Annotated in this window: 12 protein-coding genes; 5 read left to right on the top strand and 7 right to left on the bottom strand. The window is 50.5% G+C overall.

Annotated features, from left to right (window positions below):
* The first annotated feature begins 163 nt into the window (after nucleotides 1-163).
* From F463_RS0104960 to mutM, 5 genes are read left to right on the top strand one after another with little or no spacing between them, the layout of a single operon-like run.
* Nucleotides 164-1,117 (top strand): ATP-binding cassette domain-containing protein, encoded by a 954-nt coding sequence (locus tag F463_RS0104960; RefSeq protein WP_018985952.1) that lies wholly within the window; start codon nucleotides 164-166, stop codon nucleotides 1,115-1,117.
* Nucleotides 1,118-1,136: 19 nt separating this feature from the next.
* Nucleotides 1,137-1,880: an ABC transporter permease gene (locus tag F463_RS0104955; RefSeq protein WP_018985951.1), complete on the top strand. Its 744-nt coding sequence runs from the start codon at nucleotides 1,137-1,139 to the stop codon at nucleotides 1,878-1,880.
* Between the two features lie 30 nt (nucleotides 1,881-1,910).
* A complete protein-coding gene (locus F463_RS0104950; protein WP_018985950.1) occupies nucleotides 1,911-3,305 on the top strand; it encodes a GldG family protein in 1,395 nt (464 codons plus the stop codon).
* A 25-nt stretch (nucleotides 3,306-3,330) separates the two neighbouring features.
* Nucleotides 3,331-4,239, top strand: coding sequence for a DUF4340 domain-containing protein (locus F463_RS0104945; RefSeq protein WP_018985949.1), 909 nt, complete (start codon nucleotides 3,331-3,333; stop codon nucleotides 4,237-4,239).
* Nucleotides 4,240-4,244: 5 nt separating this feature from the next.
* Nucleotides 4,245-5,105 (top strand): bifunctional DNA-formamidopyrimidine glycosylase/DNA-(apurinic or apyrimidinic site) lyase, encoded by an 861-nt coding sequence (gene mutM / locus F463_RS0104940; RefSeq protein ID WP_018985948.1) that lies wholly within the window; start codon nucleotides 4,245-4,247, stop codon nucleotides 5,103-5,105.
* A 5-nt stretch (nucleotides 5,106-5,110) separates the two neighbouring features.
* Here the strand turns inward: mutM and F463_RS0104935 are convergent, their stop codons facing one another.
* From F463_RS0104935 to F463_RS0104905, 7 genes are all read right to left on the bottom strand, one after another.
* Complete coding sequence (locus F463_RS0104935) at nucleotides 5,111-6,565, bottom strand: sensor domain-containing diguanylate cyclase (RefSeq protein WP_018985947.1); 1,455 nt, start codon at nucleotides 6,563-6,565, stop codon at nucleotides 5,111-5,113.
* Nucleotides 6,566-6,695: 130 nt separating this feature from the next.
* Nucleotides 6,696-8,183 carry a high affinity choline transporter 1 gene (locus F463_RS0104930; protein WP_026295313.1) on the bottom strand — a complete coding sequence of 496 codons (1,488 nt, stop codon included), beginning with the start codon at nucleotides 8,181-8,183 and terminating at the stop codon, nucleotides 6,696-6,698.
* A 123-nt stretch (nucleotides 8,184-8,306) separates the two neighbouring features.
* Nucleotides 8,307-8,750: a DUF2147 domain-containing protein gene (locus F463_RS0104925; RefSeq protein ID WP_018985945.1), complete on the bottom strand. Its 444-nt coding sequence runs from the start codon at nucleotides 8,748-8,750 to the stop codon at nucleotides 8,307-8,309.
* A 12-nt stretch (nucleotides 8,751-8,762) separates the two neighbouring features.
* The gene (ubiB, locus tag F463_RS0104920; protein WP_018985944.1) at nucleotides 8,763-10,310 is read right to left on the bottom strand and encodes a ubiquinone biosynthesis regulatory protein kinase UbiB; all 1,548 of its coding nucleotides are present in this window, start codon (nucleotides 10,308-10,310) and stop codon (nucleotides 8,763-8,765) included.
* 2 nt (nucleotides 10,311-10,312) lie between these two features.
* Nucleotides 10,313-10,906: a ubiquinone biosynthesis accessory factor UbiJ gene (locus F463_RS0104915; protein ID WP_018985943.1), complete on the bottom strand. Its 594-nt coding sequence runs from the start codon at nucleotides 10,904-10,906 to the stop codon at nucleotides 10,313-10,315.
* Nucleotides 10,907-10,909: 3 nt separating this feature from the next.
* Nucleotides 10,910-11,677, bottom strand: coding sequence for a bifunctional demethylmenaquinone methyltransferase/2-methoxy-6-polyprenyl-1,4-benzoquinol methylase UbiE (gene ubiE / locus F463_RS0104910; protein WP_018985942.1), 768 nt, complete (start codon nucleotides 11,675-11,677; stop codon nucleotides 10,910-10,912).
* Nucleotides 11,661-12,056 carry a gamma-butyrobetaine hydroxylase family protein gene (locus F463_RS0104905; RefSeq protein WP_026295312.1) on the bottom strand — a complete coding sequence of 132 codons (396 nt, stop codon included), beginning with the start codon at nucleotides 12,054-12,056 and terminating at the stop codon, nucleotides 11,661-11,663. Before F463_RS0104905 ends, ubiE begins: the two co-directional genes overlap by 17 nt.
* Nucleotides 12,057-12,229 lie beyond the last annotated feature (173 nt).

Genomic DNA, 12,229 nt, shown 5'->3' with positions numbered 1-12,229 from the left:
CTGAATTGTAATTGGCGGTTTGGCACGCGCTAAAACGTCATGAAGCAAGAATGTTTTAGCACTATAACTTTTTGATGAAATCTTTGTCTAGGGATTTGCTGGTTAGCGCTTGCTTTGCCAGTGGTAAACAGTCATCTTTAGTGAGTAGGTGTGTGAAAGAATCATGGCAAATTTAACAGTAGAAGCAATCGAATTGACGCGTATGTATGGCGGCCGGGCCGCAGTCAGTGATGTAACGTTTAGTTTGCAGCAAGGGCAGGTGCTGGGTTTTCTCGGCCCGAACGGGGCTGGTAAGTCAACGACAATGAAAATGCTGACAGGAAACCTGGCCCCCAGTGCCGGTAGTGTCAGAATTTGTGGCATTGATATGATTGAAAACCCCAAGGAAGCCAAAGCTTTGATCGGCTACTTGCCGGAAATGAGACCTTTATATAAGGAGTTCACGGTTGATGAATACCTGACCATTGCGGCCAGGTTGCACAACGTTTCTGGCAAACACCTCAAAAAAGCCGTAGAGCATGCCAAAGAGCGTTGTGGCCTGACCCATATGAGCAAGCGCCTGATTGAAAACCTGTCCAACGGTTACCAGCAGCGTGTGGGCATCGCCCAGGCGATCATTCACAATCCTATGGTGGTGATCCTCGATGAACCTACCGTGGGTCTGGACCCAATCCAGATTCGCGATATCCGCGCGCTGATCAAGGAGATCGGTCAGGCGCACAGCGTGATAGTCTCTACCCACATTTTGCCGGAAGTGGAAATGGTCTGTGACCATGTGCAGATTATCGATAAAGGCAAGCTGGTGTTTAATGGCGGGATCGACGTGCTCAAGCAGCAACGGGTAGGGAACAAACTGCTGGTTGGTTTTCGTCATCCGCCAGAGGCAGCACAATTGGCCGCGATTACCGGCGTGGCTGAAGTCGAACCTGCGGATGGCATGTGGCGCATCCGTTTCCAGGAGGGGACGCAACCGCATGAAGCGATTGTGCAGGCGGCTGTGCAAAATGGCTGGGGCTTGTATCATATTGCGCCTGACCAGACCAGCCTGGAAGATGTGTTTGTACAGTTGACTTATCAGGAGCCTGAGACTGCGGCAGACCTTGCCAAGGCTGCTTAAGCGGATAGAAAGATCAAGTATGTTGAATATTGCAAGAAAAGAACTCAAGAGTATGTTTGCCTCGCCTATGGGGTGGATTATTCTGGCGCTGTTGACCTTCTCGTTTGGCACGTATTACCTGAATGGCGTAAACAATTACTTTGAAGTCATGTCCGGCTCCATCCGCCCGGCTGAGCGTATAGGTGTGACCCAGTTTGTGGGGCAAACCGTATATGGACTGGCCTCGTTTATTATGCTCTTTGCGGTGCCATTGTTATCCATGCGCCTGATTTCGGAAGAGCGCCGTAGCCAGACCATGCCCTTTTTGTTTAGTGCACCGCTCTCAATTACTGAAATTGTTGTCGGCAAATTTTTAGGTTTGGTTGTATTCTTGAGTTTCCTGGTCGTCTATATTGCGGCCATGTTATCCACCTTGAATATATGGGCAGATATTGATTTTGGCTACATTTTTGCCAACTCTCTGGGCTTGCTGTTACTGGTCTCCAGTTTTGCGGCACTTGGTCTCTATTTTTCTAGCTTAACCGCGCAGCCCATCATCGCCGGTATCCTGAGTTTCATTGCCCTGTTTGTGTTGATGATCCTCGACCGCTTTTTTGCCGGTGACCCCACCAGTACCATGCTCAAGTTTTCCCTGATGCGCCATTTCCAGTCTTTTGCCGGTGGCCTGATTGATACGGCTGACCTGGCTTATTTTGGCCTGTTTATCCTCACTTTTATTACCCTGACGATACGTCGTCTGGATGCAGATCGTTTACGCGGCTAACCCCGCATTGTTGTCGAGTTTGAAAGCATTATGAAAATTAACCGTAAGTTTAGATGGCAACTGCTCGCACAAAACTGGATGTTCGTGCTGGTGTTTCTGGCGCTGGTGGTGATGCTGGGTTATTTATCCAGCCAGTATCGCTGGGCCAAGGATATTACCCAGGCGAATCGCAACATCCTGACCCAGGGCAGTGTCAATGTGCTCAAGCAGATGGACGGTGATATCAACATTACCGTCTATGCCACCAATGATGATGCCAATAACGGCGATACTTTCCGCAAGGGCATGCTGGATTTTGTTGCCCGCTACCAGCGCGAAAAGAAAAATGTATTTATCAAGTTCATTAATCCCTCTGAAGAGCCAAAACTGGCGCAAGAGGCTGGTGTGAAAGTCGATGGCGAGACGATTGTCGAATACAACAAGCGTTCCGAACACATTACGCCACCGTTTGCAGAGCAGGAAATGACCAATCTGCTGGTGCGTTTGTCACGCACTAACAACCAGCCGGTCATGTATCTGGATGGCCACGGTGAACGTTTACTGCAAGGCCTTAAAAACCATGACCTGGGCGAGTTTGGCAAACAGCTGGAAAGCAAGGGTTTCAAGTTTGCCAACCCGGATCTCACCATTGCCCAGGCGGTGCCTGCCAATGGTGCGATGCTGGTAATTGCCGCACCGCAGGTGGATATCACCGACGTAGAAGCTAAGAAAATCAAGGCTTATATCGAGGGCGGTGGCAATGTGTTGTGGCTGCTGGATGATGATAATTTGCATGGCTTGCAGGAAGTGGCCGACTACCTGGGCATTAAAGTGTCACCAGGGATTGTGGTGGATCGTGCGGCCGAGCAATATGGCGCGGATCCGAAAATGGCGTTTGCCAGTCTGTATGGCGATCACCCGATCACGCGTAATTTCATGCTGCGTACCGTGTTCCCTGAGGCGCATCAGGTGGATGGCCAGGCGTCTGACGACCTGGGCTGGAAAGTCGGCCGGCTGATTGATGTGGCGCCTAATGGTTGGCTTGAATCAGACAAGATTCCTGCTGGCGCGCAAAACCTCAAGGTGCGTTTTGACCAGGGCAAGGATAAAGCGGGACCGATTAATATTGGTGTTGCGCTGGAGCGAACTTATGGCAAAAAAGGCCAGCGTGTGGTGGTGATAGGCAATGCCAATTTTCTGGCGAATACCTTTATTACCAATGGCGGCAATCTTGATCTGGGGATCAATATCATTAACTGGCTGGCGGGAGATGACCGCCTGATCACGATACAGCCAATGCCACTCAAGGATATCAATGTGACGATTCCGGCGACAGATCAGGGTCGACTGGTGGCCTGGAGTGTATTCCATGCGTTTCAATACTTTATCCCTTTAGGTTTGTTTGTGGCTGGCCTGTTGCTGTGGTGGAAGCGCCGCAAGGCTTAACTGCCAGGCTGGCCGGAGTCGTATTATGAAAAAAAGATGGATTCTGAATCTATTGTTGCTGGTCATTGTGGTTGGCATTGCTGCGTTTTTGCACTTAAAACCACAAGAGCAGGCAGCATCAGCCAGGTTTGAGGTATCCAGCCTGAAGATGGCGGATTTTGAGGCGGTGAAAGCCGAGTTTCCCGCCAAAGCACCAACGGTGTTTGAGAAACAGGATGGGTACTGGATGATGCGGAAACCATATGCCGCACGTGCAGACCAGCCTTCAGTACAACGTATCATCTCTATTATTGCTGCCACGACTGCGACCAGGCTGCCATTGCAGGATGCGGCAAAATATGGACTGGACCAGCCTGTGCTAAAACTCACCTTGTCAGGTGCAAAAGGCGACCAGGTATTTACGTTTGGTACGTTCAATCCCGTCACTGAAGAGCAATATGTGGGTTTTGCCGGACAGGTGTATTTATTGCCTGGCCAATATGGAGAGGCTGCTTCTACACAGCCCATTGAAATGGTGGATAAAACCCCATTGTCCCCGACAGAGCGCAAGCAACTGGCTGGTTTTGACCTGGCTCACCTCGAGCAATGGGAAGAAAATGCCCTCAAGGTAGAGTTATCCAATGAAGGAAAGTGGTCTGCAAATGACCCCAAAGCAAAACCTACCCAGAACGATATGAACGAGTGGAGTGATTTCAGCTGGGTACAGGCACAAGCGGTTTCAGTAGAGTTTTACACACCGGATCGCAAGCAGTCCTATCCTTCCTTTGAAGTATTGTTGCGCAATGGTAAAAAAGTACATTTTGATAAATTGCAGGAGTCACCGGAGTACCTGTTGGCACGCCCGGATGAAGGTATTATTTATCACTTCAGCAATGACACCGGCTTTACCATGGTCAATCCACCGGTCAATATCCAGACTCCAGACAGCAAATAATTGCCATGCCTGAATTGCCTGAGGTTGAGGTTACGCGCCGAGGGTTGTTACCTGTTGAAGGTGCCCTGATTGAGCAGGCTACCATTCGCCATCATGGCTTGCGCTGGCCCATTCCGGCCGATTTGCCCCAGCATTTACAAGGCCGCAGGGTACTCAAGCTTAGGCGCCGTGCCAAATATATTCTTGCAGAAATAGGGTCCACTGACGTGGAAGGTGTATTGCTGTTGCATCTAGGGATGTCTGGCCGTTTGTGCCTGCTGGAGCGCGATTTCCCCGCTGAAAAACATGACCATTTTGATATCCGCTTTGTTGATGGTCGCGTGATCCGATTGCGTGACCCAAGGCGTTTTGGTGCAGTGTTGTGGCTGGACCAGGACCCCATGCAGCATGTCTTGCTCAATCGCCTCGGGCCAGAGCCATTAGAGCCTGCCTTCAACGCGGATTATTTGTACCGGCAATTGCGTACCCGCAATGCAGCGATCAAAATTAACATCATGGATGCGCACCTGGTGGTGGGTGTGGGGAATATTTATGCCAGCGAGTCTCTGTTTCGTGCAGGTATTCATCCAGAAACACCTGCCAAGTCATTAAGCCTGGCACAATGTGAGTTGCTGGTGCAGGAGATCAAGGCCACGCTGAATGCAGCATTGGAGGCCGGTGGCAGCAGCCTGCGGGACTTTTTTGGGGCGGATGGTAATCCTGGCTATTTCCAGCAGACTTATTTCGTCTATGGCCGCACCGGGGAGCCTTGCCGTGTTTGCCAGCAAGCCATTTTCACCATACGGCTAGGACAGCGTTCAACCTTCTATTGCCAGGTTTGCCAGCCACGTGACACACGTGCTGCAGGACGTGCCGCTAACAAGTAAAAGGCTTATTCTTCTTCATCCACCTCTGGCCTGATGCAATTGCGCCCCGCACGTTTGGCGGCATACAAATGATGGTCTGCCCGCTCTACCACCTGGCCCAGCAATTCATCCGTGTGCATTTCTGCCATGCCAGCACTGACCGTGATGTGCACAATCTCGTTATTGAAATGAAATTGCATGCTAGCAACCGCCGAACGGATGAGTTCGGTAATGTCCCTGGCATGTTGTATATTGCAGCCAGAAAGTAGCAATAAAAACTCTTCTCCACCCCAGCGGCAGACCACATCCTCTTCTCGAATGTGGGATTTGATCAGATTTGCCACCCGGGTCAATACCAGGTCGCCCGCCTGGTGGCCATAAGAGTCATTGATTTGCTTGAACAGGTCAATATCCAGCAAAACAAGTGATACCGATTCATCACGGCGTTTGCTGCGCGCGACCGCTTGCTTGAAATAGAATTCAAATACCTGACGGCTGGCGACGCCTGTCAGTTTGTCCTGAGTCGCCATCATCTCCAGCTTGTCGTGGTAACCACGCACGGCAAAGTGCGCCAGTGCCAGCACGATCATGCTGATGATGACAGCGACCGCCAGGTTGATAAAGAAGGCAGTTTCTATGCGCTCAGAGCTTGGGTCATTGACCTGTTCTACAATCAGGTACCAGTCAAATTCGGGCACCAGGCGGCTATTGAGGTATAACGTGTTACCACTGCTGGTTTTGAATGAAAATGAAGCACTGGGAGAGGTCAATACTTTAAGAAACGCTTTGTCCAGCCCGGCTTTGTCCTGTAAATGCAACTCTGAACGATAGTGACTGCTTTGTAGCATGACTTCGCCCTGACGGTTCACGAAGTAAATTTCTCGCCCATAGCGCTTCTGGTAATTTTCTATAAGTTCAGCAACCGTTTGCAGGGATAAACCGACTCCTATCACGCCAATAAACTTGCCGGATTTATCTTCAATGCGGTAGTTAACAAAAATGCTGAGCCGACGCTTGTCTGCGGTATCCCGATCTATATTGATGACGTAGGGGCCGGCAGAGTTCTTCGCGTCAAAGTACCAGCGATCATCAGGGTTTTTGCTGGAAACGCGTTTCAATACACCACTTGGGTGATAATAGTTGCCAGAGCTTTCTGACACAAAAAAAGCGGTGATGGTGTTATATTTTTTCTGGATCTGCGCCAGGTAGCTGGTCATTTTGCGGGCATCTTGTTCGCCATCATTGACCCAGTCGAACACAAACACATCGTTAGCCATCAGGGACGAGATCAGTAAGGGCTGCAGCAAGTCGCGCTGAATTTCGGAGTAAATGTTATCACTGGTGAGCGGTAGCATTTCCTCCTGCAAACGCTCAGTCATGGAGTCCTTGGCGACAAAGTAACCGATGAGGCTGGTCGCAACAAAGCCAATGAGTACAATAGCGCTTAGAAGTAGGGTGTAGTGACGCTTGTTAACGACCATAAATATTTAATTTTCTCAAAACAGATGATCCCAGAAAAGCATTATCATCAATATAAAATGACTTTATTTATTTGAAAAGTTGCCATTTTGGAGATGTATTCCACTGATTGTCAGGTGAATGGGGGCTGATTTAATGTGGATGACTGCGTGCTGCGTGTTCGTGCAAATAACCGGAAGGGCTATGAGGCGTTCCGCCAATCTTTTGTGGCAGCAATGAGCCGATGACCATGGCTGCTGCACTGATCACCAAGCCTGCCAGTTGTGCGGGTACCAGGCTGTCTTCGCCTACCAGAATTTCAATCAGCACCCAGCTGGCAATGCCGAAAATGATGGCCGCCATTGCGCCCTGGCTGGTCGCTCGCTTCCAGAATGCGCCAAATAACAAGGGGATAAATGCGCCCGCCAGCGTGACTTTGTAAGCACTTTCCACCATGCCAAAAATAGACAGTTCCGAGTTTAGCGCGTACAGCAATACCATGCCTGCAAAGCCTATCAGGCACAGACGCATGACGCGCAGGAAGGCATGGTCATTCATCTGTGGCATAAACCCTTTCACCACGTTTTCGGCAAAGGTGACCGAAGGCGCCAGTAAAGTGGCTGACGAGCAGCTCATGATGGCAGAGAGTACCGCACCAAAAAAGATGGCTTGGGCTAGTAATGGCGTATGTGTCAGTACTAGGGTTGGTAACACGCGTTGGGAGTCTGTGTTGACTAATGTGCCAAAAGTGGCCGGATCGATCAGGGTGGCCGGATCGATCAGGGTGGCCGCATAGGCAATAAACATGGGCACAAAGGTAAAACAGAAATAAATGCTTGCGCCAAAAATAGAGCCCCACAAGGCAATTCTGGCAGTTTTGGCCGAGGTGATGCGCTGGAACACATCCTGTTGCGGGATAGAACCCAGCATCATTGTCAGCCAACCACCGAGAAAGGTCAGCCAGACGCTCCAGTTTGTGGATTGCGGGAAAAAGTGCAGTTTGCCAGCATGACGTGCATGCTCGATCACAGGGGCGATACCGCCTGTCTGGTCAGAGACAATACTCGCGATATACAACAAGCCACCGATGACCACGATCATTTGTACAAAGTCCAGAATCGCTACGGACAGCATGCCGCCTAATGTCGTGTAAGTCAGCACAATGGCTGTACCAACAATCATGCCTGTCTGCTCGGAAATAGCCCCATGACTGATCAGGTTGAAAATCAGCCCCAGTGCCTTGATTTGGGCGGCGACCCAGCCCATGTAGGAGATCACCATGGCAATGGTGGTGAGGACTTCTACCGAACGGTTATAACGCATGCGGTAGAAATCGCCCAGGGTCAGGATGTTGAGTTTGTACAGGCGGCTGGAAAAGAAAATGCCGGCCAGTATCAGGCACATACTGGATCCAAAAGGGTCAGCCGCCACCCCGGTCAGGCCTTCACGCACAAAGGTGGCAGAGACACCAAAAACCGCTTCTGCGCCAAACCAGGTGGCAAAAACCGTGGCCATGACCACAGGCAGTGGCAAATGGCGGCCTGCGACGGCATAATCTTTAGTGTTGTGCACGTTTATGGCGGCAATCAGGCCTATGCCTATTGAGACCAGTAAATACGCCACAACAAACCAGATCAGCACAGCCAGTTTCCTTTGATTGCAAAAGGCCGATTTTAAAACAAAACCATGCCTAAGCATGGTTTTCTTGCAGGAATGGAGACTAAAAAGGCCTGAAAATCAGGCCTTTTTACAATTATGCACAATTTACTCAATCCGCTTCCAGGTCTGAGAGCGTCCCAGCAATGAAAAGCCGATAAAGCCGCGCACTTCCAGCTCGTTTCCGTTGGGGCTCAGGGTCATTTTGCATTTGTAGGTTTTGCCATTTTCAGGGTCCAGGATTTCACCGCCCTCATATACATTACTTTTGCTTGATGATTTCAAGTGTTTGGCTATCGTCATGCCCACAATTTTCTGGCCTTTACGTTCGTCAGTACACTTGTCGCAGACTGCATCGCCAGTGTCAGTCGCGAGTAAACCTTTTTCAACAACAGCATTGTATTCACCGGCATTCTCTGTCATACGTATCAGTGATCGCGGTTTGCCGGTACGGTCATCCGTGGTTTGCCAAAGGCCGACCAGGTCTGCCGCATGTACGGAATAAGAGAGCAAGAAGGAAACGATTGCCAGCAGTGGTTTGATGTGGCGCATGGTTGATCTCCCTTAGTGGTTAAACAGCAGGAACAAACTTGCAAATTGTAGTAATACCAGCACGATGATGGCGGTGGTGGCCCATTTTTGCCAGGTCGCCTGTCGGTGCTGTGACACGAGCAGGGCGTCAATGCGGTTTTGTTGTTTGCCAAGCTCGGTTTGGTTGCGCAAATATTGTTCAAACAAGCGCGGCATTTCGGCTGCATGGGCCAGCATATAAGGAAGTTCGCGTTTGGCAGACTTGAGCAGGCTGCGCCAGCCGATCTGTTCGCTCATCCATCGTTTGAGGAAAGGCTTCGCACTTTGCCAAAGGTCAATGTTCGGGTCAAGTTCACGGCCTAGCCCTTCAATGTTGAGCAGGGTTTTTTGCAACATGATGAGCTGTGGCTGGATATTGACACCAAAGCGGCGTGACATCTGGAACAAGCTCAGCAGCGTACGGCCAAAAGAAATATCCTTAAGCGGTTTTTCAAAGATCGGTTCACAAATAGCACGTACGGCGGTTTCGAGGGCTTCCACATTGGTGTCTGCCGGAACCCAGCCAGATTCAATGTGGGCCACGGCCACATCACGGTAATCGCGGTTGAAGAAGGCCAAGAAATTACGCGCCAGGTAATACTGGTCCGTAGGCGTCAGGCTGCCCATGATGCCAAAGTCCAGCGCAATGAATTTGCCTTTATCCGGTCCTTCGGTGACCACCTGGATGTTGCCGGGATGCATGTCGGCATGGAAGAAGCCGTCGCGGAACACCTGTGTGAAAAAGATTTCTACGCCTTCGTGTGCCAGTTGGGTCAGATTAATGCCGTAAGCCGCCAGCGAGGCCGTATCCCGCACTGGCGTACCATGCATGCGCTGCATGGTCATGACTTGCTTGTGCGAGTAATCCCAATACACTGCGGGAACCAGCAGGCGGCGGTCACTGAAGTTGCGGCCTAATTGGGCGCAGTGTGCAGCTTCCAGCGTCAAATCGAGTTCATGCTCGGTATGGCGGGCAAATTCATCCACCATTTCTTCGGGCTTGAGGCGACGGCCTTCGCTGGAAACCTTTTTAACCCACCAGGCCAAGGTACGTAACAGGGCAATATCGCGGTGAATAATGGCCGCAATGCCGGGACGCAGTACTTTAACAGCGACCTGCTCGCCACTGTGCAGCCTGGCAAAATGCACTTGTGCGACTGAGGCGCTGGCGACAGGCGTCGTATTAAACTCGGCATAGACGGTTGCCAGAGGTGCACCAAATGCCTGATTGATGATAGCTTCAACCTGTGTATAGCTAAACGGGGGGACCTGGTCCTGCAGCTTGGTGAGTTCGTCAGCGACATCTGGCGGCAGCAGGTCACGGCGCGTGGAGAGCATCTGGCCGAACTTGACGAAAATGGGTCCTAATTTTTCCAGTGCCAGCCGCAGGCGTACTGCGCGCTTTTCTGGCGCATGCCGCCAGAAAAGGAGTAAATTGAGCAGACGGGAGACGATTCCCGGCTGTTCATCACGGATAAAGAAAACATCAAGGCGGTACCAGATCAGTACACCGATAATATGAAAAAAACGTAACCAATGCATGCTTACTGACTTTCAGGAGGCGTGGCGGCAGCAAGCAGTTTCTCAACGCGCTGTTCCAGTCTGTCAGTGTCTTCACGCAGTCGGTCAACAGAGCGGTTAAATTGCTCGATATGGATTTTTTTGGCAATGATCGGGCGTTCTTCCTGCCAGTATTCCACCAGCATTTCACCCAGGTTTTTGGCTTGGCCGTGCCAGTGTTGTAGTTTTTCCTGTCCTAATTGCACGACCTGATAAGCTGCAATGTCACCTACGATTTTGCTCAGGTCGTCTTCAACGTCCCAGCGGATAGCAGAGAGTATCTTGCCAACTTCCATGCCGAGAGTGGCATCGCCTTCAATTTTAATCAGGCTGTATGCCAGCGGGTCTTGCCGCAATAGGCGCATCGCCAAACTAGGTGGCAGATGTATGGTAGCGTCAGCGGTGGCCGAGTCGGCTGCAATAGCCAGTTCGCCGCTATTGAGAATTGTCAGCATCACCTGGGCGACCTTGAAGTCAATGCGCAGGGTTTTGTATGCGTACGGCTGTAACAATGGCGCCGTCCAGCTGTTTTGCTGCATCAGGTGTTGCAGCACAAATTGAATCAATGGTTTAAACATGGCTTAGTGCTTGATGCCTTTGTGCAGGGCAACAACGCCGGCAGTCAGATTGTAATAATCCACTTTGCCAAAGCCAGCTTCATGCATCATGTGTTTGAGCGTTTCCTGGTCAGGGTGCATGCGTATGCTTTCCGCCAGGTAGCGGTAGCTGGGCTCATCGTTGGCGATCCATTTACCAAATTTTGGCAGTAACTTGAATGAATAGGTGTCGTACAGTTTTTCCAATGGCTGCCAGACCTTTGAGAACTCAAGCACGAGCAAACGACCACCAGGCTTTAGCACACGTTGCATTTCACGTAACGCAACGTCTTTATGGGTCATATTACGCAGGCCAAAGGCGACGATCACGCAATGAAAAGTCTCATCTGCAAATGGCAGGATTTCGGCATTACACTGTGCGGCCGGGATATTGAGCCCGGCATCTATCATGCGGTCGCGGCCCACGCCCAGCATGGAGGCATTGATGTCAGTCAGGATCACGGTCCCTGGATTGGCCGCTGATTGCGTGCCTACCTTTTTTGCAAACAGGCGGGATAGGTCGCCGCTACCGCCGGCGATATCCAGCACCTTGTCGCCGGGCCCGACACCGCTGATATCGACCGCAAATCGCTTCCACAAACGGTGCATGCCAGCGGACATGACATCATTCATGATGTCGTATTTTTGCGCGACCGAATGAAACACCTCACCGACTTTTTTCTGTTTGTCTGACTCCGCTACCGTGTCAAAGCCAAAATGGGTGGTTTTTTCCTGATCAGTGTTTTGCTGCATGTATCGGTTCCTTACGGGTATGGCCAGCGATGGTCAGTTTAGTCACGTAGTCTTGCCACAAACTTTCATAATGTTGTGCCAGGTAGTACAAATAATCCCATGAATACAGGCCAGTATCATGACCGTCATCAAAGATCAGTTTGATAGCATAGCGGCCAACGGGTTCAATCCCGGTGATGTTCACATTTTCTTTATCCAGTTGTAGTACTTCCTGGCCTGCGCCATGCCCGCGGACTTCGGCTGACGGAGAGTAAACACGCAAAAACTCGCAAGACAACATGCACTCGGTATGGTTGTCGAAGTGTATTTCCAGCAGGTGTGATCCCTGATGCAATTGGATCAGGGTAGGGGTAGGACAATCGGGGTGAAGACCGCTCATAGCATTGAAGAAAGTCGTGGGTTGAGTCGATAACTTTGATTATGCGCATGATAGCAGATGCAGGCATGCAACGCATGAGGCTAGGTTGTTGTATCTTATGGTTGATAATTCATTTTATTTGTGAATTAATAGCTATACCTACATGATTTATTTGAACTTTTATTATTTCGTGA

It is taken from the genome of Methylophilus methylotrophus DSM 46235 = ATCC 53528 (assembly GCF_000378225.1).
GTDB lineage: Bacteria > Pseudomonadota > Gammaproteobacteria > Burkholderiales > Methylophilaceae > Methylophilus > Methylophilus methylotrophus.
This window is presented reverse-complemented; position numbering and strand designations above follow the sequence as displayed.

Excerpts from the sequence above, each read along its gene's own strand:
- ubiB (WP_018985944.1), bottom strand. The coding sequence starts at position 10,310 with ATGCATTGGTTACGTTTTTTTCATATTATCGGTGTACTGATCTGGTAC.
- F463_RS0104915 (WP_018985943.1), bottom strand. The coding sequence starts at position 10,906 with ATGTTTAAACCATTGATTCAATTTGTGCTGCAACACCTGATGCAGCAA.
- F463_RS0104905 (WP_026295312.1), bottom strand. The coding sequence starts at position 12,056 with ATGAGCGGTCTTCACCCCGATTGTCCTACCCCTACCCTGATCCAATTG.
- F463_RS0104935 (WP_018985947.1), bottom strand. The coding sequence starts at position 6,565 with ATGGTCGTTAACAAGCGTCACTACACCCTACTTCTAAGCGCTATTGTA.
- F463_RS0104960 (WP_018985952.1), top strand. The coding sequence starts at position 164 with ATGGCAAATTTAACAGTAGAAGCAATCGAATTGACGCGTATGTATGGC.
- F463_RS0104925 (WP_018985945.1), bottom strand. The coding sequence starts at position 8,750 with ATGCGCCACATCAAACCACTGCTGGCAATCGTTTCCTTCTTGCTCTCT.
- ubiE (WP_018985942.1), bottom strand. The coding sequence starts at position 11,677 with ATGCAGCAAAACACTGATCAGGAAAAAACCACCCATTTTGGCTTTGAC.
- F463_RS0104950 (WP_018985950.1), top strand. The coding sequence starts at position 1,911 with ATGAAAATTAACCGTAAGTTTAGATGGCAACTGCTCGCACAAAACTGG.
- F463_RS0104945 (WP_018985949.1), top strand. The coding sequence starts at position 3,331 with ATGAAAAAAAGATGGATTCTGAATCTATTGTTGCTGGTCATTGTGGTT.
- mutM (WP_018985948.1), top strand. The coding sequence starts at position 4,245 with ATGCCTGAATTGCCTGAGGTTGAGGTTACGCGCCGAGGGTTGTTACCT.
- F463_RS0104955 (WP_018985951.1), top strand. The coding sequence starts at position 1,137 with ATGTTGAATATTGCAAGAAAAGAACTCAAGAGTATGTTTGCCTCGCCT.